Raw genomic sequence first — 19,114 nt, forward strand, 5'->3', positions numbered from 1 at the left:
AGCAGGCTGGCAACAGTTCCTTACCCCCTGTCTGGCACGACCGGACGGGGCAAACGCTATCACGGTCGTGGATCATCGCTGACGATCGCGTAGAGGAGGTGGTCCTGCCACTGACCCTCGATGCAGAGATAGCGACGCGCGTAGCCTTCGCGCGTGAATCCGGCTTTTTCGAGAAGACGGATGGATGCCGCGTTGTGGGGAAGGCACGCCGCCTCGAGCCGGTGCAGACGAAGCGTGTCGAAGACGAAGGGAATGATGGCCCGGACCGCCGCCGTCATCAGGCCCTTGCCGGCGAAGGGCGCGCCCATCCAGTAGCCGAGCGAACAGCTCTGCGTGACGCCGCGCACGACATGCGACAGCGTCAGCCCGCCAACCAATTGCGTCCCGTCCGTTGTGAAGACGAGGAAGGGGAAGCCGGTGCTTTCGCGCATTTCGCTGTGGTAGCGGCGCAGCCGTCGACGGAAGGCGCTGCGGGTCAGGTCGTCGGCGGGCCAGAGCGGCTCCCAGGGCGCGAGGAAGCCGCGACTCTGCTCGCGAAGGCTGGACCAGCCGGCGAAATCCGACATGGTCGGGGCGCGCAGGATCACGGTGCCGGTGGAAATCACCGGCATCGGATGGAAAGGCACGACGGACCGCAGGAATTCCATTTGCCGCGCCGCGCCCCCGCTCCGCGTTGCTCGTCAACATGACCGCCCGGGTTGGATCGATCACGGTCCTCATTCTGTCGGTCAGGACGACCGGTTTTGGCCGGGTGCCGCTTCCGTCAGCATCGTCGCTTCAGACGGCGACCGGCGATCCCAAGCGTTCGCCGATCTTGCCATGGTTCACCAGCTTGTCGATGGGGCCGATCGCGGCGACCGTCGGCGAACTGCCGGTAAAGATGCGGTGGGCAAGTTCCCGCACGCGGGAGACCGAGACGTCGTCGATGCGGGCGACGATTTCCTCGACCGGGATCGGGCGTCCGAACAGCAGGAGCTGCCGGGCCACCTGACCGGCGCGAGCTGCCGGGCTTTCGAGGCTCATCAGCAGGCTGGCGCGCATCTGTGCGCGCGAACGGCTCAGTTCGGCTTCGGTGACGTCGAGGCTCGACCGCTCCAGCTCGCCGAGCAGGACTGGCATCAGCTCTTCAATATCCTCGCCGCCGGTCGCGGCATGGATGCCGAAAAGGCCGGTATCCGCGAAGCTCCAGTGGAAGGCATAGACCGAATAGCAAAGGCCGCGCTTTTCGCGCACTTCCTGGAACAGGCGCGACGACATTCCACCGCCCAGCATCGAGGCGAGGATCTGTACGGCGTGAAAATCATCCGACTTGTAAGGCACACCCTCGAAGCCGAGCAGGATCTGCGCTTCCATCAGGTCGCGCGTTTCGCGCATCTCGCCGCCGCGGTAATGCGCCGTCTCGCTGTGGGTCAGCTCGGCCGAAGGCAGGCTGGCGAACCGATCCTCTGCGAGTTTGACGAGCGCGTCGTGATCGACGTTGCCGGCCGCGGCCAGCACCATGTTGGGGCCGTGATAGTGGCGGTCGAGATAGGAGGAGAGATCCCCGGAGCTGGTGCGCCGAACGGTCTCCTCGGTGCCCAGAATGGTCCGGCCGATCGGCTGGTCAGGATAGGCGCTCTCGACGAAGAAGTCGAAGACGCGGTCCTCGGGCGTATCGAGCGAAGCGCCGATTTCCTGCACGATGACGTGCTGCTCGCGCTTCAGTTCGTCGGCGTCGAAGGCCGAGTTGCAGAGGATGTCGCTCAGGATGTCGACGGCAAGCTCGGCGTCCGGCTTCAGGATGCGGGCATAATAGGAGGTCGTCTCGACGCTGGTCGCTGCGTTCAGTTCGCCGCCGACCGCCTCGATTTCCTCGGCGATGTCGGTTGCCGAACGCTTGCGCGTGCCCTTGAAGGCCATGTGCTCGAGCAGATGCGAGATTCCGTGTTCCGAAGTCTCTTCGCGACGCGATCCGGCGCCGACCCAGACGCCCAGGGCCGCGCTTTCCAGGTGATTCATGTCATGGGTCGCGACGGTCAGTCCCGACTTGAGTTTCGTCACCTGTACTGTCATGCGCGGATCACCGGCATGAGAACTGCTTCGAGTGCCATGCTTCACACCTTTTCGTGGAGAGCGCGGGCGCGGGCTTCGACGAAGCGGGCGACGGCACCAATATCGTTGGGAAGAACGGTGAAGCGCTCCTCCCGCTGCATGAGGTCGCCAAGCCAGAGGGGCAGGGCGGGATGGACGCCGGTGGCAGCCTCCACGGCGGCCGGGAACTTGGCCGGATGGGCGGTCGACAGCGTCACCATCGGCGAGCCGGTCTCGGGCTGCCGGGCGGCAACGGCGAGTGCCACCGCCGTATGCGGATCTGCGAGGTAGCCGGTTGCGGCGAGCGTTTCGCGCATCGTCGCGTCCGTCTCGGCCTCGTTGGCGCGGCCGGCAACGAATTCCGTCCGGATATCCGCAAGGGCCTGTTCCGGCATCGTGAAGGCGCCGGACTGGCCAAGGCTGTCCATCAGGCGACGCACCGCATCTCCGTCGCGACCGGCTGCTTCAAACAGCAACCGTTCGAAGTTGGACGAAATCTGGATGTCCATCGACGGCGACTGCGTCGGCACCACGCCGGTCATCTCGTAGCGGCCCGATTCGAGCGTGCGGGCGAGGATGTCGTTGGTGTTGGTGGCGATCACCAGCCGGTCGATCGGCAGGCCGATCTTCTTGGCGACATAGCCGGCGAAGACGTCGCCGAAATTGCCGGTCGGCACGGTGAAGGAGATTTTGCGCGCCGGCGCGCCGAGCGAGACGGCCGCCGTGACGTAATAAACCACCTGGGCGACGATGCGGCCCCAGTTGATCGAATTGACGCCCGACAGCGAAACCCGGTCGCGAAACGCGTGGTCGTTGAACAGGCCTTTCACGATCGACTGGCAATCGTCGAACGTGCCTTCGAGCGCGATGGCATGGACGTTGGCGTCATGCACCGTGGTCATCTGGCGCTGCTGCACCGGCGAGACACGGCCATGCGGGAACAGGATGAAGATGTCGGTCGCGGCACGGCCTCGGAAGGCCTCGATGGCGGCGCCGCCCGTATCGCCGGAGGTCGCGCCGACGATGGTGGCGCGGCGGCCGCGCTCGGCCAGCACATGGTCCATCAGCCGCGCGAGCAGCTGCATCGCCACGTCCTTGAACGCCAGCGTCGGGCCGTGGAAAAGCTCCAGAATGAAGCTGTTCGGGCCGGTCTGCACCAAGGGTGCGACAGCCGGATGGAGGAAGGTCGCATAGGCTTCGGCGCACATCCTCCGCAGGTCGGCATCGGCGATTTCGCCGGCGACGAACGGATGGATCACCGCATAGGCGACCTCATGATAGGGCCGCCCCGCAAGGCGCGAAAAGCTCTCGGAAGAAAACGCCGGCCATGTCTCGGGTACATACAGGCCGCCATCGCGTGCGAGCCCTGCCAGAAGTACGTCAGAGAAGCCGAGCGCGGGGGCAAGACCGCGCGTGCTCACATATTTCACGGAAGAAACGCCTCCACATGCGGCCAGACTTGTCGCAAGCCGCCTTTGCTGCAACCCTATCGTCGCGGGATGCGACGGGCAAGGTGCGGCAGGCCGTCGGCCACTAAGTCGCCAAAGATCAATCGGACTGTTATAGACGTCGCGCACCAGCGTCGAGGATTATTGGGATGCATCGTTCTTCTTTCGGCGGCTCGGCTAGGCCGCGCCGCCTCATGGCACTTGTTTCGGTCGCCGCCCTGGCTGGCCTGGTTTCCGCCTGTTCAAGCGTGAGCGATGGCTCCTCGTCCGGCAGCGGCAATGTCGTCAAGAATGCGCTCTTCGGAGCACCGAACAAGAACCTGGAGAATGCGACGATCGTGTCGGCCGAGAACTTCGGCCAGGCGGTCGATTGTCCGCCGGTTTCGATCAGGCCGGGGACCGAGGAATTCAAGGTCTTCGCGGCCGGCAAGCCCGATCCCCTGACCGGCGCCAACCCTCCGGTGGTTTATCAGGTGTCGATCGTCGACACGGCGCGCGAGTGCCGGAAGGTGCCCGGCGGCGTCAATATCAAGCTCGGCATCAAGGGGCGCGTCGCGGCGGGACCGGCCGGCAAGGCGCAGACCATCAACGTGCCGATTCGCATCGCTGTCATGGAAGGACGCGACAAGGTCCTGAAGTCGGAACTGGCGCGCATCCCGGTCGTGCTGGCGGCTCCCACCTTCGCTGCGGATTTCACCAAGATCGACGAATCGATCACCGTGCCGATCAGCGAAGGCAACACCGATTTCCACGTCTATGTCGGCCTCGACGACAAGGCCTCCGGCAAGAGCGGTCGCTAGGATAGAGGCGCGGTCGCCAAGATTGATGTAAATCCGGGCATCGCGTCGATTGACGGGATGCCCGCGATCCTTCAGTAACGAGGGAGGCAGGATCCGTGTCGCGATCCTGTCGAGTCGATGCCTTCGGGTGCCGACTGAACGACCACCGGGAGAGACCGAAGGGGTGCAAACCCCGTCGGCGCCGAAGGAGCAACCGCCCCGGAAACTCTCAGGCCAACGGACCGGCTGGTCGGCGACGCTCTGGAAAGCAGCTTTCTGCCATGAAGCATGGCGAAAGCTCACCGAAGGAGTAGCCGTATCTGCCATCTTGGCAGAGCGGGAAATCTCTCAGGTTCTCAGACAGAGGGGGCGCGGAACAGGCCAGATTGGGCCTGCCCGTGTCACTGACTCTGTCGAGGATTCTGATGCATGGCTGATTTGGCCGCTAACGACCTTCTGCTCGAGACGCCGCTTGCCGGCCTCCATCGCGAACTCGGCGCCCGCATGGTGCCCTTCGCGGGCTATGCGATGCCGGTGCAATATCCCAAGGGCATCCTGACCGAACACAACTGGACGCGCGAAAGCGCCGGCCTGTTCGACGTCTCCCATATGGGCCAGGCCTATCTGGTCGGCCCGGACCACGCGACGACGGCCCGCGCGCTCGAAGCGCTGACGCCGGGCGATTTCCAGGCGCTGACGCCCGGCCGCGTCCGCTACACGCTGCTGACGACGCCGGAAGGCGGCATCATCGACGATCTGATGGTGACGCGCCTTGCCGATCCGAGCCTGGACGGCACGCTCTATCTGGTCGTCAACGCGGGCCGAAAGGCGATCGACTACGCCCATATTTCCGCCAACCTGCCGGAAGGCGTCACGCTCGAAGTCGCAGACGACCTGGCGCTGGTGGCGTTGCAGGGGCCGAAGGCGGCCGAAGTGATGGCGCGCCATTGCCCGGATGCCGCCACCATGGGCTTCATGACCGCGGCGCGCGTTGCCGTCGATGGCGTCGACTGCCACATCAGCCGCTCCGGCTATACCGGCGAGGACGGCTACGAAATCTCCGTTCCGTCGGACAAGGCCGAGGCGCTGGTCCGTTCGCTGCTGGCCGAGCCGGAAGTCGAACCTGTCGGACTTGGCGCCCGCGATTCGCTGCGGCTCGAAGCCGGGCTTTGCCTCTATGGCCATGACATTGACGAGGCGACGTCGCCGGTCGAGGCTGATCTCGGCTTTGCGCTCGCCAAGCGCCGTCGCGCCGAAGGTGGTTTTCCCGGCGCCGGTCGTATCCTTGGCGAACTCGCTACCGGCCCGGGACGGCTTCGCGTCGGCATCTTGCCGGAGGGCAGGGCGCCAGCCCGCGAGGGCACCGAGATCCGCGACGCTTCCGGCGCCATTATCGGCATCGTTACCTCGGGCGGCTTCGGCCCAACGGCCGGCGGCCCGATCGCCATGGGCTATGTCTCGGCCGAGCATGCAGCCCCCGGCACCCCCGTCACGCTAGTGGTTCGCGGCAAGGATCTTGCTGCGTCCGTCGTCGCCATGCCTTTCGTTCCGCACCGCTATTTCCGCAAGCAAGCCTGAACGGCGCCTCCAGGGAAGATCACCATGACCAGCTATTTCACCAAGGATCACGAATGGGTTCGCGTCGACGGTGACGCCGCCTATGTCGGCATCACCGACTATGCGCAGTCGCAACTGGGCGACGTCGTCTATGTCGAACTGCCGGAAGTCGGCAAGACCTTCGCCAAGGGCGACGACGCGGCGGTGGTCGAATCCGTCAAGGCGGCGAGTGACGTCTACGCACCGGTTTCTGGCGTTGTTGTCGGCGTCAACGGCGCGCTCGAGGCGTCGCCGGCCATGATCAACGAGGCGGCCGAGACGGATGGCTGGTTCCTGAAGCTGACGCTGACGGAGCCGGGCGAACTGGAAGGCCTGCTCGACGAAGCAGCGTACCGGGCGTTCGTCGAAACGCTGTAGTTGGGCGGCTCGCTGGCCCCTCAGACAAAGACGTAAACCCTCACCCGACGGCTTTGCCGTCGACCTCTCCCGCAAGGTGAGAGGTGAAGGAAAGACCAGACGATGCGCTATCTTCCCCATTCCGATACGGACCGGCAGTCGATGCTGGCGGCGATCGGCGTCGGATCGATCGACGATCTATTCGCCGATATTCCCAGGGACCTTCGGGTCCATGGGCTCGATCTGCCCAAGGCAGCCGGCGAGATGTCGGTCGAGCGCACGCTCGGCCGCCTCTCGGCTCGCAATGTTTCGGCGTCCTCCGTGCCGTTCTTCGTCGGCGCCGGCGCCTACAAGCATCATGTTCCGGCGACGGTCGATCACCTGATCCAGCGCTCGGAGTTCCTGACCTCCTACACGCCGTATCAGCCGGAAATCACCCAGGGCACGCTGCAGGTCCTGTTCGAATTCCAGACCCAGATCGCGCATCTGACAGGCATGGAGGTGGCGAACGCCTCGATGTATGACGGCTCGACTGCGACGGTTGAAGCCGTGCTGATGGCGCATCGTCTGACCAAGCGGAAGAAAGCCGTGCTTTCCGGCGGCCTGCATCCGCACTATCGCGCCGTCGTCGAGTCGCTGTCGCCTATGGCCGGCGATACCGTCCTGTCGTTGCCGGCCGACCCGAACGCGACCGAGGATATCCTTGGCCAGATCGACGCCGAGACATCCTGCGTCGTCGTGCAGTCGCCCTCCGTCTATGGCCATCTGATCGATCTGGCGCCGATCGCGGCGAAGGCGCACGAGGTCGGCGCGCTGCTGATCGCCGTCTTCACCGAGGTCGTCTCACTCGGCCTGATCGAGCCGCCGGGGGCGCAGGGCGCCGACATCGTCGTCGGCGAGGGCCAGTCGATCGGCAATGCGCTGAGCTTCGGCGGGCCTTATGTCGGCCTGTTCGCGACGCGAATGAAATTCGTCCGCCAGATGCCCGGTCGCCTCTGTGGCGAGACGGTTGACGCTGAAGGCCGGCGCGGTTTCGTGCTGACGCTTTCGACCCGCGAGCAGCACATCCGCCGCGATAAGGCGACCTCGAATATCTGTACGAATTCAGGGCTTTGCGCCCTGGCGTTCACGATTCATATGACGCTTCTCGGCCAAGCAGGCCTTTCGCGGCTGGCGCGGGTCAATCACGCCAACGCGGTGAAGCTGGCTGAATCGCTTTCTGCGCTACCGGGCGTAACCCTCTTGAATGACTCGTTCTTCAACGAGTTCACCATCCGCCTGCCCGGCAATGCCGCCGACATCGTCGAGAAGCTGGTGGCCAAGGGCGTGCTCGCCGGCGTACCGGCCTCGAGGTTGGAGCCCGGCAAGGGCGAACTCGCCGATCTCCTGATCGTCGCCTCGACCGAAGTGAACACGGATGATGACCGCGCCGCCTTGGTGGCAGCGCTTTCGGAGGTGCTCGCATGAGCATGAACAGCCAGGGTCGCCCCACCGTCGCCGCCAGCGCTGCGACATCCGATGCACCCAAAACCTTCACCGGCAATCGCGCGCTCCAGATCGAGGAAGCGCTGCTGTTCGAGGTCGGCCGCCACGACGTCACCGGAGTCGATCTCGACGAGCCGGCCGCCTTCAAGCCGCGCCTCGGCAAGCTCGCCCGCAAGCAGCCGATCGATCTTCCCGGTCTCTCCGAGCCGGAAACGATGCGCCACTATGTGCGCCTCAGCCAGAAGAACTACTCGATCGACAGCGGCCTCTATCCGCTCGGCTCCTGCACGATGAAGCACAATCCGCGCCTCAACGAGAAGATGGCGCGGCTGCCCGGTATCGGCGACGTGCACCCGCTGCAGCCGCTTTCCACCGTCGGCGGCGCGGTTGAGCTGATGGCCGAGCTTGGCCGCTGGCTTTTGGAAATGACCGGCATGACCTCGGTCGCCCTGTCGCCGAAGGCCGGCGCGCATGGCGAGCTTTGCGGCATGATGGCGATCAAGGCTGCCATCGCTGCCAAGGGCGAGACGCGCAACATCGTGCTGGTGCCGGAATCGGCGCATGGCACCAACCCGGCCACGGCCGCCCTGATCGGCTTCAAGGTCGTTACCGTGCCGGCCCGGCCGGACGGCACCGTCGCGCCGGAAGCGGTCAAGGCGCTGCTGTCGCCCGACGTTGCCGCGATCATGCTGACCAACCCGAACACCTGCGGACTGTTCGAGCGCGATGTCGTCGAGATCGCGGCGGCGATCCACGCGGCGGGTGCGTATTTCTACTGCGATGGCGCGAACTTCAACGCCATCGTCGGCAAGGCGAAGGTCGGCGATCTCGGCGTCGATGCCATGCACATCAACCTGCACAAGACGTTTTCCACCCCGCATGGCGGCGGCGGACCGGGCGCCGGTCCCGTCGTGCTGTCGGAACGCCTCGCCGCCTTCGCGCCGTTGCCCTTCGTGCGGGCAGGGGCCGATGGGCCGGTCCTGGTTGAGAGCGAAGAGGCTCTATTACCGGGTGAAACGCCTTTCGGTCGCATGACGGCGTTCCATGGCCAGATGGGCATGTTCGTCCGGGCGCTTTCCTACATGCTGTCGCATGGCTCGGACGGTGTGCAGCAGGCGTCGGAAGATGCCGTGCTCAATGCCAATTATGTCCGCGCCGGTCTTCGCGATTTGATGAGCCAGCCGTCCGGCGATCGCACCTGCATGCACGAAGTGCTGTTCGACGACACCTTCCTGGAAGGCACCGGCGTCTCGACGCTCGATTTCGCCAAGGCGATGATCGACGAGGGCTATCACCCGATGACGATGTATTTCCCGCTCGTCGTGCATGGCGCAATGCTGATCGAGCCGACGGAATCGGAATCGAAGGCCTCGCTCGACCTGTTCATCGCGACCTTGCGGGATCTGGTGATGAAGGCGAAGGCGGGTGAGCTGGAGTTGTTCCAGCAGGCCCCGCGTTTCGCCCCGCGCCGCCGCCTGGACGAAACGCGCGCCGCGCGCTCGCCCAAGCTCAAATGGGAAAAGCCCGAGCCGTGGACGGAAGCCGCCGCGGCTGAGTAAAACAGTCTAGCTCTTGATGGTGCTGGTAGCGGAGACGGCGGCAATCGCGCCGAGCGTCTCTGCCTTGACGATGACAGGCTTCTCATAGGGTTTGCGTTGTGTTGTCATGGCTGTCTCCAGTTTTAATGACACGACGCTAGCGGCAGGGTTCGGTTCTGTAAACCCTGCGACCAGCCGGGTGCCAGCTCAGGTTCGGGAAGGTCAAAATGTGGCGCTGACGGCACTGTTTCTCGGCAGTCCGTCGGTTGCTCCCGCCGCCGTGGTGGCGCGTTGGCTCGCCGGAGGTAACCGGATCGCCGCGTTCTGGACCGCGGACGGTCATGACAACCTCTGGGGTTACGATCGGCGCTTGGCGCGCGTGGCCCCACAATGGTCGATCGGACGACAGCTTGAAGCAGCTGAAGTCCCTGTCGTTAGGGTGCCGCGTCTCGCCGGATGGTCGGATGGCCCTCGGTTCGCGCGCGAAATGGGCGCGGATGTCCTGATCTCGGCCTATTTCCATCACGTTATTCCGTCCGCGATCCTGGATATCTTTCCCGGTCGCGCCTTCAACATTCATCCCTCTCTTTTGCCTCGCTATCGGGGCCCGACGCCGCTGCAGGGCATGATTCTCGATCGTGCGACGGATGCGGCCGGCGCAACGCTGCATCTGCTGGACGCCACGCTCGACACGGGAGCGATCGTTGCCCAGACGCCGGTTGCCTTCCCGGTGAAGCCGCCGGCGACGGGCTACGCAATCGCTCTGGCCCATGCCGCGGCCGGTCTGGTCGATCACATTCCCGCATTTCTGCAAGGGCGGATCGAAGCGCGCACGCAGGATGAGGCGGCTGCTTCCTACGTGAAGGTCGTTCCCGCCAAAGCTTTCGTCGTCTCGTCGGATTTGAGCGCCGACGAGGTTGCGTGGCGGTGCGGGATGATGCCGTATTTTCGACCGCCCGCGATCCGGGAACTGCCGGGGCGTGACGCCATTGGCTTCGACCGCGTGCTCGGCCCGCGTACAGGAGCAGCACCTCGCGCCCGATGGTTTTCCGGCGATTTCGACGCGGCCGACCAGCGCGTTCGCGTCCGGTTGCGCTGGAACGGATGGAGACGGATGGATCGCTGGAGGTTCTTCTGGCTATTGCGGCAAAGCCCCGTCGTGCTGAAGGCCCCCGAGGTTACAGCTCGCGCGCCGTAGAGGAGCGTATGGGGCAGGGCTAGGGATTGAGCAGGCGGGTGCCTTCAAAGCCGCTGCCGGCGATGCTGTCGCAAAGGCTCGACCATTCGCATCCACCACAGGCGATGCGTGACGTCCCTGCGGCGAACGCGGATCTGAACCGTGTCAGCGTCGCGGGATCGAGGGTGAGGCGAAATCCGGGGGCGACCGTTGCGCCGAGCAAATCCGACGCGGCGGCTGCCGCCTGGGCGTCGCGGACCAGCACGCTGTCATTGTGGCAATGCGGCGCTTCTGTCGAAAGAAGCGGGGCGCAGACATCGTCCGGGCCGGTGACGATGAGGATGTCTTCGCCGCGCGTCAGCCGCGCGACGATGCCGTCATAGTTGGTGCAGAACTCGGCCGTGTAGCCCTTGCCGACATAGGTCAGCATGCAGAGCAGATGATGGGCGCGCAGCCGGACCGTCATGCGGGAGCCTTTGAGGCCTATTCGTCGACGGGGTTCCAGGCGGCGAGCGCGTCGATCATCGCCGGCAAATCGGCCATGCGGTTGATCACGGTGACGGCGCCGGCGGCGGTTAGCGCATCGGCGTGGCCCGGCCAGGTATGCGAACCGCCGGTGAAGCCGATGACGCGCATGCCGGCGGCGCGGGCGCCGTGGATGCCATGCGTCGAATCCTCGACCACGACGCAATCGCGCGGGTCGACGCCGAATTCTTCCGCACCATGCAGGAACACGTCGGGCGACGGCTTCGGCTGGTTGTTGCGTACGGCGACGGCCGAGAAGATGTAGGGCCGGAAGCGGTCATACAGCTTCGTCTTGGTCAGCGAGAGCTTCAGTCGCTCGGGCGAGGAGTTCGAGCAGATGCAGCGCGGATAGTCGAGCTTGTCGAGCATTTCCTGCACGCCGGGAATGATCTTCAGATCCTTCGCGAGACGCTTGTCGAGCTCCGCGTTCGTTTCGGCGTGGAAATTCTCCGGCAGCGAATGGCCCAAATCGGCTTCGATCAGCTTGGAGATGCGGTCCCAGGTCAGGCCGGCGAACCGGTGCGACATTTCCTGGACCGAGATATCGTAGCCGATGGTGGCGAGCCGCTCGCTGTCAACGCGTGACGCGATGATTTCGGAATCGACGAGCACACCGTCGCAATCGAATAGGACAAGCATGGAGGACTTTCCGGTCAGTCTGGCGCCATCTCGAATGTCGTGGAGTTTACCGACCGAGATCGCGCGTTGCACGAAAGGGAAGGGGGCGGGATCAAGGGGGCCAAGATCCTGCCCATGAAATACGCGGGCTCTCTATCAGATCGCGGCGGGACTGTCTGCTGCGAAGACCCGATCGAAGGGTTCTAGCGTACGCGGAGCGGTGCGCGGGCGAAGATCGCCGTGCCGTCGCCGGCGATATAGCGCAGCTCGTAGCTGCCGGCTTCGGACGGCACCGCGATGTGAACGGTCGGCCGGTCCGGCCGAATCCGCGCCGTCGTAAGGTAGTCCTTGGCCGGCATGTCGACGCGCGCGATCACCACGTCGTCGAAGCGAGCCGCCGGCCCTTTCCATTCGACCGTGATGGCGCTTCCGGGCTTGGCGGTTTCGGGGCCGCTCAGGGACGCCATCGGCGGATCGACGGTGAAGCTCGCCTTGGCGGCAACCGTGTTGTCGACGGCCGAACGATAGCGCGCCTCATAGCGGCCGGGTGTGATGGGCGCCGTCAGGGTCAGCGCGCGACCGTCCTTGTTGACGTGCGCGACGGCCAGCTTGGTGTCCGCCCCTTCGGGCGAAATCTCGATGGCATCGGACGGGGCGGCCGGACCCGACCAGGCAACGCTGAACGGCGCACCCGCGCCGACGCGCTCGGGCGTGTTTACGGTCGTCGGCCGCACATCGACTTCGATCGACTGGGTGGCGAGGATGACGTTCAACTGCGGATGGTAATAACGGATCTCGTAGGTGCCGGGCTCGGCAGGGGCGCGAAGCTTGCGCATCTTGCCGTCCTGGGCGACCAGCACGCTGCGGATCTCCGAACCCGCCGGCAGGCCGGGCCAGACGATCTGGACGCGGTCGCCCTTCGCCTTCGGGCCGTCATAGGCAACGTCGAAGACGCTCGACTGGATCACCTTGGCCGGCGCTTCGATATGAGCGGAAGGAAGGTTCGGTGGCGGCGCCTTGGCGGCGGCCAGGGCGGCGGCGAGGCCACCGGCAACGTCGGTGCCGTCCTTCGCGTTGATGAACTTGCCGCCGGTCTTTTCGGCCAGGCAGGCGACGATTTCGATTTCCTTGTCGTCAAGGCCGAGGCCGATGACCTCAACAGTCAAGTCCTTGGCGCGCTCGGCAAGGGATTCGGCCAGCACGCAGGGGTTGGCGTCGCAGGCTTCGACCTTGTCGACGAAGACGATGACGGTGGCGCGCGCCTTCTTGTAGTCGAGGGCATTGGCAGCGCGTTCGACAGCAACGGCGAGCGGCGCCTTGCCGCGTGGCTTGAGCGTCGCAGCAGCTGCGGCGACCAGGTCATTGCCGTTGCGCTGCGGCCTGACGGCGATCTCGGCGTCGGTGCAGCTAGTCTTGCTCTTGGCGCCAAAGGCGAGAACGCCGATCCGCGCTTCGGTCGGGAAATCGGCCACCGCCGCTGCGACGCTGTCGGCGACGAGATCGATTTTACGGTCGCGTCCCAATTTTCCGGCCATCGAGGCGGAGGCATCGAGAACGAGCATCACGTCGTCGGCGAGCACGGTGACGCTGGTCGCGCAAAGAAGAGCCAGCGCAGCCGGCAGGGCAAGAAAACCGCGGATCATTATGGCCTCGATGGTGCGGCCCGGCGCCGGGCCCGTCTTGCGAAACCATAAACCAAGTCTTTCGGCGAAACGATGTCGAAGACGGAAAAAACCTGCAAATCGGCGCGGTTACCATTGATTAACCATGCTTCGTAACGGGTCCTTCACCCTGTTCGCTAACCATAGGCGCATGTTCTGTTGCGTCGGGGAGTTGGGAAATGAAGGCACTTGCGCGGAAGCCGGTAGAGGTCGCGGACCGGGCTCCCTGGCTGGATACCATCATCAAGGGCGATTGCATTGCCGCGCTGGAGAAGTTGCCTTCGGCGTCGGTCGATCTCGTTTTTGCGGATCCGCCGTATAATCTGCAGCTGGAAGGCGGGCTGACCCGCCCGGATCATTCCGTCGTCGACGCGGTCGACGATCATTGGGACAAGTTCGACAGCTTCGAGGCCTATGACGCGTTCACTCGCGCCTGGCTGCTGGCGGTTCGCCGCGTGCTGAAGCCTGACGGCGCGCTCTGGGTCATCGGCTCCTACCACAACATTTTTCGCGTCGGCACGATGCTGCAGGATCTCGGCTTCTGGATCCTGAACGACGTTGTCTGGCGTAAGGCCAACCCGATGCCGAACTTCCGCGGCAAGCGCTTCACCAATGCGCATGAGACGATGATCTGGGCGTCTCGCGGGCAGGGCTCCAAGTACACGTTCAACTACGAGGCCATGAAGGCCTTCAACGACGACGTCCAGATGCGTTCGGATTGGCTGCTGCCGATCTGCACCGGCGGCGAGCGCCTGAAGGATTCCGACGGCCACAAGGTTCATCCGACCCAGAAGCCGGAAGCGCTGCTGGCCCGCGTCATGCTCTCCTCGACCAAGCCGGGCGACGTCATCCTCGATCCGTTCTTTGGTTCGGGCACGACGGGCGCTGTGGCCAAGCGCCTCGGCCGTCACTTCGTCGGCGTCGAGCGCGAGCAGGTCTATATCGACGCGGCGCGTGCCCGCATCGATGCAGTCGAGACGGCGCCGGCCGCGGCCCTTGAACTGCTCAAGGGTAAGCGTTCCGAGCCGCGCATCCCGTTCGGGACGCTGCTGGAGCGTGGATTGATCGTTCCGGGCGCTGTGCTGACCGATTCACGCGGCCGCCATCAGGCCCGCGTGCGTGCCGATGCCTCGCTCGAATCCGGCCCGCTGATGGGCTCGATCCACCGGGTCGGTGCGCTGGTGCAGGGCTTTGATGCCTGCAATGGCTGGACGTTCTGGCACGTCCATCACAATGGCCGACTGACTTCCATCGACGATCTCAGGAAGATCGTCCGTGATGAACTGGCTGCAGCCGGAGGCTGAGCCGACGCCGCGAGGCCCCTGGTCTCGCGGTGTCCTGACAGGCCGCTGGCGTGCCCTGGATCGTATCTTGGATCAGGCCGCCAGCGGTTCGAATATCAGCGCCTGATGCAGCGCCGTGCCGGCCATGACGCCATCGGCCGAGGCAAAGGTAGCGTTGTGCATCGATCGGGCGATATCGCCGGCGGCATAGACGCCCGGGACCGTCGTCATCTTCATATCGTCGATACGGATCACCGGCCCCAGCATCCCTTCGTCGAAGGCGCATCCGAGTTGCTCGGCGATCGGGCTCGCCATCCGGGGCCGCGTGGCCGTAAACATTGCATCGAGCCCGACCACGCGGCCATTCGCGAGCCGCACGCCGGATAGATCCGTCTCCGTGCCTTCCAGAGACACGACCTTCTCCGGCTCGATCGTCACGTTGCGGCGACGCAGTTTTTCAAGGGTCTCCGCATCCGGCATTGCGCCGCCATTCAGGAAGAATGTCGTGGGTCCCCAGTCAGGGATCATCAGCGCCTGATGCACCGACTTTTCCATGACGTTGAGAACGCCCAGCCGCTGTCCCTTGAATTCATAGCCATGGCAATAGGGGCAGTGCAGAACCGACTTGCCCCATTTTCCAGCAAGACCCGGAATGTCGGGAAGCTCGTCGACGACGCCGAACGCCAGCACCAGCTTTGACGCCTCCAATGTGTCCCCCTCGGCCAGATCGATGGCAAAGCCCGCCGGAATCGCATGAGCGTGGATGGCCAAGCCGTCAATGAAACGGACATTTTGATAGGCGAGCAGCTTTTCGCGGGCTTGGGCGATCATGGCGCGCGGTGCTGCGCCGTCCTGGCCGAAGAAGCCATGCGAGGCGTCGGCGAAACGGTTGCGCGGGGTGTTGCTGTCGATGACCGCGATGGGGCGGCCGGCGCGGGCAAGCTGCATGGCGGCCGAGAGGCCGGCATAGCTGCCGCCGATGATGATGGCGTCATACGGCATGGCTGATGTCCTTCTTCGTTCCGCACTTGATGAGGTAGCGCTGATGGAAATCGGCGGCGAGAGCGGCCAGCGTCACTTCGCCGAGACGCTTCAGCAAAAGCTGTTCGGCATCGTGGAAGGCGCCCTCCAGCGATGCGTTGACCGCCTGCTCGACGAGGCAGGCCGGATTCTCCGACCGATGGCCGAGTGCGAAAACCGGCGGCGATCCGAGCGCGACGTAGATGTCGTCGAGCGTGACCGCGGCGGGATCGCAGATGACGGTCCAGCCGCCGCCATGGCCCTTTTCCGAATGGACGAAGCCCGCTTCGCGTAAGCCGGCCATGATCCGGCGGACGACGACCGGATTCGTCGACATCATCTCGGCGAGGCGCTCGGAGGTGATCGGCTCGCCGGCCTCGAGCATGTGAAGGAGGACGTGCAGGACGCCCGAAAGTCTGCTGTCGTGTCTCATGAAACAATTAATGTTACATGATATGCGACGCTGTCAAGCCGGATGCGGAAAGCGGGGAAAGGGGATGCGTCAGAAGACCCCGATGCCATGCCTTGCGAGATCGATCCGCATCGTCGCCGCGTCGATGAATCGCTCGGCCTTCCAGCCGGCGGCTCGAGCGGCTTCGACATTTGGAGCGCTGTCGTCGAAGAACAGCGTCGCCGCCGGGGTCAGGCCGAACGTGTCGGCATGCAGGCGGTAGATTTCGGGATCGGGCTTCACCAGCTTGACGCGACCGGAGACGGTGACGCCGCGAAACCGACGCAGATAGGGAAATCGTTCCTGCGCCTCGGCGAAGGTGTCCTCGGCGAAATTGGTCAGGGCCGTCACGTCCTGGCCGTCCGAGATCAACTGATCCAGGATGACGGTCGTCTCCTCCAGCGAACCGGGCACCATCTCGTGCCAATGCGCGCGCCAGGCGCGGATCAGCGCCGTGTGCTCGGGGAACCGGTCAATCAGCTCCGCTTCCGCATCCGGCCAGCTGCGGCCTCGATCCTGTTCGACGTTCCAATCCTGCGTGCAGATCTCGGCCAGGAAGCGCCGACGCTGCATATCGTCGGGGATCAGCCGCCTGAACGGGATCTCGGGATCCCATCTCAGCAGGACATTTCCGATGTCGAAGACGATGTGCTGGATTTCGCTCATGGCGGCTGCTCCTGACGTCCTGAAATCGTGATGTGGTCAGCCAGCATCCGAATTTTCGTGACGGTGTGAAGGCGATCACTGAGAAATCTGCAAACCTTAGTAATCTTCCCGCTGGCTGGAGGAGCTGCCGTGGCGTAGCTTTCAGCCTGAAAGATTGGCGTGCTTCGTGTCTGCGACCGTGGCCTTCTATCCTTTCTCTCGCCGCGACCCGCCCCACGAACGACGTTCCGGGAGAGGCGAACATGTCTACGGGCTCGATGGCGGCGCGCGGTGCAACCGGCGTGGTATCGACACGATCTCTGTCTCGAAGCTGGACGCGGCGCCTTTCGGGCGTCGTTTTGCTGTTTCTGGCCGGGGCGAGCGTCGCGGCCGAACCGGCCCAGGCGCAACAGGCAATCATCGGGCCGGAGGATGCCGTCGTCACCGGCTTTTCCGGCACGGCACCCGGCGCGCCGCCGAGCGGCGCCGATCCGCTTGATTATCTCGTCATCCCGCCGGATGGGGCCTCGGCCCGGGTCATCGACCTGTCGCAGCTGGGGCCCCAGGGCGCGCTTTCGCAGGTTCAAAAGCCCTTCACCATTACGGCAGGGCAGGTCGGCCAGGTCTTTGGCGTCGCGCTCGATGATGCGCCGGCGCCGTCGATCTATCTCGCCGCGACCTCCGCCTATGGCCTGTCGATCGGCCTCGCCGATGCGTCGGGCGGCGCATTCAAGCGGCTGCTGCATGGCCTGCCGGGCGCAACCTTCCTTCCCAACCAGTTCGGCCCGGCCGACCAGCGCGGTGGGCCAACCTCGATCTGGCGCGTGGATGGCACGACGGGGCAAACGGCCCTGTTCGCCAATATCGGCGACGAAGGCGTCAATGCCGCCGCCTCGCTCGGCGGTCTGGCCTTCGACCCACGCAGCCAGCAGATCTTCGTTGCCGACAGGGCAACCGGGCTGATCCATCGGCTCGGCCTCGATGGCGCCGACCGGGACAGTTTTGACCACGGCCTTGAGGCGCGCCCGGCCAACGGACTTGCCGAAGCGCCCCTGACGCCGGTCAACGTCGATATCGCCAGCCAGTCCTTTGACACCGAACAGCCCGCGACCTGGGGCTTTGCCGATCCTGAACGTCTCGTCTTCGCGCTCGCCATTCGTGGCGACCGACTGTTCTATTCTGTCGCCGCCGGCCCAGAGATCTGGTCGGTCGGTATCAACCGCGATGGTTCCTTCGCCAGAGATGCTCGATTCGAGACCTCTGTCGAAGCCCTCGGGCCGGGCATGGAAGTGTCCTCCATTGCCTTTGACAATCGCGGCCTGCTCTACGCGGCCGAGCGCGCGCCGCCAACTGGCGTCTATGACTTCACCAATGTGGCCGAGGGCGGCAACAGCCGTGTCCTCCGCTTCCGGCCGAAAACGAAGTCCGATTCCGAACCTGGTCTCTGGCTGCCGTTGCCCGAGCAATATGCCGTCGGGCTGCTGCCCGAATATCGCAATGCCGATGGCGGTGTCGCTCTGGGGCGAGGCTACGATTCCAGCGGCCGGATGCAGATGAACGCCTGCGGCGTCACGCTGTGGTCGACCGGCGAGCAATTGCTCGGCGACGCACCCAACGTCGAGCCCGTCGATGGCCTACAGGGCAATGACACCCAGCTGGTTCTTCCCACCAACGCACCGCCGACCAACAGCTGGTTCATCGCCTATGGCGACAAGGTCGGCGATCATGCTTCCTCGGGCCATATGGGCGCCGTCGTTACGCTGCCTTGCGAGGTCGCACCAACGCCGGGACGCCGCGCCATCCTGCCGCCGCCTCCGCCACGTTTCTCGGAGCCCTTGCCTCCGCCACCGCCGGTTATCCTCAGCTGTCCGGTTGGCACTTTCCTCGTCGGCGATGTCTGCCTGCTGCCGCCCAGTTGCCCATTCGGCACCCGGTTCCGCGACGGCTATTGCGTCGCCATCGGCTGTCCGCCGGACATGATCCGTGTGCGCGGCGAATGCCTGCCGCCGCCGATGCATTGCGAGCGCTACGAGACCTTCGTCGATGGCCGTTGCATTCCCTGGCGCTGCCCGCCGGAACTTGTCCGGTTGCCCAATGGATATTGCGGCTGCCCGCGCGACGAAATCTATGTACGCGGCCAGTGCATTCCGCAACGTTGTCCGCCGGACATGTTCATGACCCGCGACGGTCGTTGCCTGCCGCCCCAGGGTTGTCGCCCGCCCATGTTCATGGATCGCGATGGCCGCTGCGTGCCGCCGCAGGGCTGCCGCCCGCCGCTGTTCATGGACCGCTATGGTCGTTGTATCCCGCCGCAGGGCGAGTGCCGCCCGCCGCTGGTCCGTGATTTCAACGGCCGTTGCGTCCCGCCACAGGGTGAATGCCGTCCGCCGCTGGTGCGTGACAACAATGGCCGGTGTGTCCCACCGCAGGGTGAATGCCGTCCGCCGCTGATCCGCGACAA

General features: G+C 64.9%; 17 protein-coding genes and 1 riboswitch. Of the genes, 8 read left to right on the forward strand and 9 right to left on the reverse strand.

What is annotated here, in order from left to right; genetic code table 11:
- Window positions 1-59: 59 nt before the first annotated feature.
- From OSH12_RS15020 to thrC, 3 genes are all read right to left on the reverse strand, one after another.
- Complete coding sequence (locus tag OSH12_RS15020; RefSeq protein WP_266344375.1) at window positions 60-647, reverse strand: GNAT family N-acetyltransferase; 588 nt, start codon at window positions 645-647, stop codon at window positions 60-62.
- 130 nt (window positions 648-777) lie between these two features.
- Window positions 778-2,052, reverse strand: coding sequence for a M16 family metallopeptidase (locus OSH12_RS15025; RefSeq protein WP_266344376.1), 1,275 nt, complete (start codon window positions 2,050-2,052; stop codon window positions 778-780).
- Window positions 2,053-2,093: 41 nt separating this feature from the next.
- The gene (gene thrC / locus OSH12_RS15030) at window positions 2,094-3,500 is read right to left on the reverse strand and encodes a threonine synthase (RefSeq protein WP_266344377.1); all 1,407 of its coding nucleotides are present in this window, start codon (window positions 3,498-3,500) and stop codon (window positions 2,094-2,096) included.
- A gap of 167 nt (window positions 3,501-3,667) precedes the next feature.
- Here thrC and OSH12_RS15035 point away from each other — a divergent pair, with 167 nt between their 5' ends.
- The 6 genes from OSH12_RS15035 to OSH12_RS15060 all read left to right on the forward strand — a co-directional run bounded on the left by OSH12_RS15035 (window position 3,668) and on the right by OSH12_RS15060 (window position 10,471).
- Window positions 3,668-4,318 carry a hypothetical protein gene (locus OSH12_RS15035; protein WP_266344378.1) on the forward strand — a complete coding sequence of 217 codons (651 nt, stop codon included), beginning with the start codon at window positions 3,668-3,670 and terminating at the stop codon, window positions 4,316-4,318.
- A 136-nt stretch (window positions 4,319-4,454) separates the two neighbouring features.
- Window positions 4,455-4,553, forward strand: a riboswitch (glycine riboswitch).
- A gap of 173 nt (window positions 4,554-4,726) precedes the next feature.
- On the forward strand, window positions 4,727-5,875 hold the full coding sequence (gcvT, locus tag OSH12_RS15040; protein WP_266344379.1) for a glycine cleavage system aminomethyltransferase GcvT: 1,149 nt from the start codon (window positions 4,727-4,729) through the stop codon (window positions 5,873-5,875).
- 24 nt (window positions 5,876-5,899) lie between these two features.
- Window positions 5,900-6,271: a glycine cleavage system protein GcvH gene (gcvH, locus tag OSH12_RS15045; RefSeq protein ID WP_266344380.1), complete on the forward strand. Its 372-nt coding sequence runs from the start codon at window positions 5,900-5,902 to the stop codon at window positions 6,269-6,271.
- Between the two features lie 102 nt (window positions 6,272-6,373).
- Window positions 6,374-7,717 (forward strand): aminomethyl-transferring glycine dehydrogenase subunit GcvPA, encoded by a 1,344-nt coding sequence (gcvPA, locus tag OSH12_RS15050; protein ID WP_266344381.1) that lies wholly within the window; start codon window positions 6,374-6,376, stop codon window positions 7,715-7,717.
- The gene (gene gcvPB, locus OSH12_RS15055) at window positions 7,714-9,294 is read left to right on the forward strand and encodes an aminomethyl-transferring glycine dehydrogenase subunit GcvPB (RefSeq protein WP_266344382.1); all 1,581 of its coding nucleotides are present in this window, start codon (window positions 7,714-7,716) and stop codon (window positions 9,292-9,294) included. The genes gcvPA and gcvPB overlap by 4 nt, the downstream gene beginning before the upstream one ends.
- A 208-nt stretch (window positions 9,295-9,502) precedes the next feature.
- Entirely contained in the window at window positions 9,503-10,471 is a 969-nt protein-coding gene (locus OSH12_RS15060; RefSeq protein WP_266344383.1) for a formyltransferase family protein, read from the forward strand.
- A 19-nt stretch (window positions 10,472-10,490) separates the two neighbouring features.
- On the opposite strand, the gene OSH12_RS15065 is transcribed toward OSH12_RS15060, so the two are convergent.
- The 3 genes from OSH12_RS15065 to OSH12_RS15075 all read right to left on the reverse strand — a co-directional run bounded on the left by OSH12_RS15065 (window position 10,491) and on the right by OSH12_RS15075 (window position 13,236).
- A complete protein-coding gene (locus OSH12_RS15065) occupies window positions 10,491-10,916 on the reverse strand; it encodes a DUF1284 domain-containing protein (RefSeq protein WP_266344384.1) in 426 nt (141 codons plus the stop codon).
- Between the two features lie 17 nt (window positions 10,917-10,933).
- Complete coding sequence (locus OSH12_RS15070; protein WP_266344385.1) at window positions 10,934-11,614, reverse strand: HAD family hydrolase; 681 nt, start codon at window positions 11,612-11,614, stop codon at window positions 10,934-10,936.
- Between the two features lie 182 nt (window positions 11,615-11,796).
- The gene (locus tag OSH12_RS15075; RefSeq protein ID WP_266344386.1) at window positions 11,797-13,236 is read right to left on the reverse strand and encodes a vWA domain-containing protein; all 1,440 of its coding nucleotides are present in this window, start codon (window positions 13,234-13,236) and stop codon (window positions 11,797-11,799) included.
- A gap of 197 nt (window positions 13,237-13,433) precedes the next feature.
- On the opposite strand from OSH12_RS15075, the gene OSH12_RS15080 reads away from it, so the two are divergent.
- The gene (locus OSH12_RS15080; protein ID WP_266344387.1) at window positions 13,434-14,558 is read left to right on the forward strand and encodes a site-specific DNA-methyltransferase; all 1,125 of its coding nucleotides are present in this window, start codon (window positions 13,434-13,436) and stop codon (window positions 14,556-14,558) included.
- Between the two features lie 72 nt (window positions 14,559-14,630).
- On the opposite strand, the gene OSH12_RS15085 is transcribed toward OSH12_RS15080, so the two are convergent.
- The 3 genes from OSH12_RS15085 to OSH12_RS15095 all read right to left on the reverse strand — a co-directional run bounded on the left by OSH12_RS15085 (window position 14,631) and on the right by OSH12_RS15095 (window position 16,674).
- Window positions 14,631-15,539 carry an NAD(P)/FAD-dependent oxidoreductase gene (locus OSH12_RS15085; RefSeq protein ID WP_266344388.1) on the reverse strand — a complete coding sequence of 303 codons (909 nt, stop codon included), beginning with the start codon at window positions 15,537-15,539 and terminating at the stop codon, window positions 14,631-14,633.
- Window positions 15,529-15,990, reverse strand: a complete 462-nt coding sequence (locus tag OSH12_RS15090; protein ID WP_266344389.1) for an Rrf2 family transcriptional regulator — start codon at window positions 15,988-15,990, stop codon at window positions 15,529-15,531. Before OSH12_RS15090 ends, OSH12_RS15085 begins: the two co-directional genes overlap by 11 nt.
- Window positions 15,991-16,059: 69 nt before the next feature.
- Window positions 16,060-16,674 (reverse strand): HAD family hydrolase, encoded by a 615-nt coding sequence (locus tag OSH12_RS15095; RefSeq protein ID WP_266344390.1) that lies wholly within the window; start codon window positions 16,672-16,674, stop codon window positions 16,060-16,062.
- Between the two features lie 242 nt (window positions 16,675-16,916).
- On the opposite strand from OSH12_RS15095, the gene OSH12_RS15100 reads away from it, so the two are divergent.
- Window positions 16,917-19,114 (forward strand): hypothetical protein (locus OSH12_RS15100; RefSeq protein ID WP_266344391.1); only part of this gene is annotated, 2,198 nt, incomplete at its 3' end.

The sequence above is a fragment of the Kaistia terrae genome, assembly GCF_026344005.1.
In the GTDB taxonomy this organism is placed as follows: domain Bacteria; phylum Pseudomonadota; class Alphaproteobacteria; order Rhizobiales; family Kaistiaceae; genus Kaistia; species Kaistia terrae.

Bases quoted from the DNA above. Each gene is read 5' to 3' on its own strand.
- gcvH (WP_266344380.1), top strand. From the start codon at position 5,900: ATGACCAGCTATTTCACCAAGGATCACGAATGGGTTCGCGTCGACGGT.
- OSH12_RS15025 (WP_266344376.1), bottom strand. From the start codon at position 2,052: ATGACAGTACAGGTGACGAAACTCAAGTCGGGACTGACCGTCGCGACC.
- OSH12_RS15090 (WP_266344389.1), bottom strand. From the start codon at position 15,990: ATGAGACACGACAGCAGACTTTCGGGCGTCCTGCACGTCCTCCTTCAC.
- gcvPB (WP_266344382.1), top strand. From the start codon at position 7,714: ATGAGCATGAACAGCCAGGGTCGCCCCACCGTCGCCGCCAGCGCTGCG.
- OSH12_RS15035 (WP_266344378.1), top strand. From the start codon at position 3,668: ATGCATCGTTCTTCTTTCGGCGGCTCGGCTAGGCCGCGCCGCCTCATG.
- OSH12_RS15085 (WP_266344388.1), bottom strand. From the start codon at position 15,539: ATGCCGTATGACGCCATCATCATCGGCGGCAGCTATGCCGGCCTCTCG.
- OSH12_RS15075 (WP_266344386.1), bottom strand. From the start codon at position 13,236: ATGATCCGCGGTTTTCTTGCCCTGCCGGCTGCGCTGGCTCTTCTTTGC.
- OSH12_RS15020 (WP_266344375.1), bottom strand. From the start codon at position 647: ATGGAATTCCTGCGGTCCGTCGTGCCTTTCCATCCGATGCCGGTGATT.
- gcvT (WP_266344379.1), top strand. From the start codon at position 4,727: ATGGCTGATTTGGCCGCTAACGACCTTCTGCTCGAGACGCCGCTTGCC.
- OSH12_RS15095 (WP_266344390.1), bottom strand. From the start codon at position 16,674: ATGAGCGAAATCCAGCACATCGTCTTCGACATCGGAAATGTCCTGCTG.
- gcvPA (WP_266344381.1), top strand. From the start codon at position 6,374: ATGCGCTATCTTCCCCATTCCGATACGGACCGGCAGTCGATGCTGGCG.
- OSH12_RS15065 (WP_266344384.1), bottom strand. From the start codon at position 10,916: ATGACGGTCCGGCTGCGCGCCCATCATCTGCTCTGCATGCTGACCTAT.
- OSH12_RS15080 (WP_266344387.1), top strand. From the start codon at position 13,434: ATGAAGGCACTTGCGCGGAAGCCGGTAGAGGTCGCGGACCGGGCTCCC.
- OSH12_RS15070 (WP_266344385.1), bottom strand. From the start codon at position 11,614: ATGCTTGTCCTATTCGATTGCGACGGTGTGCTCGTCGATTCCGAAATC.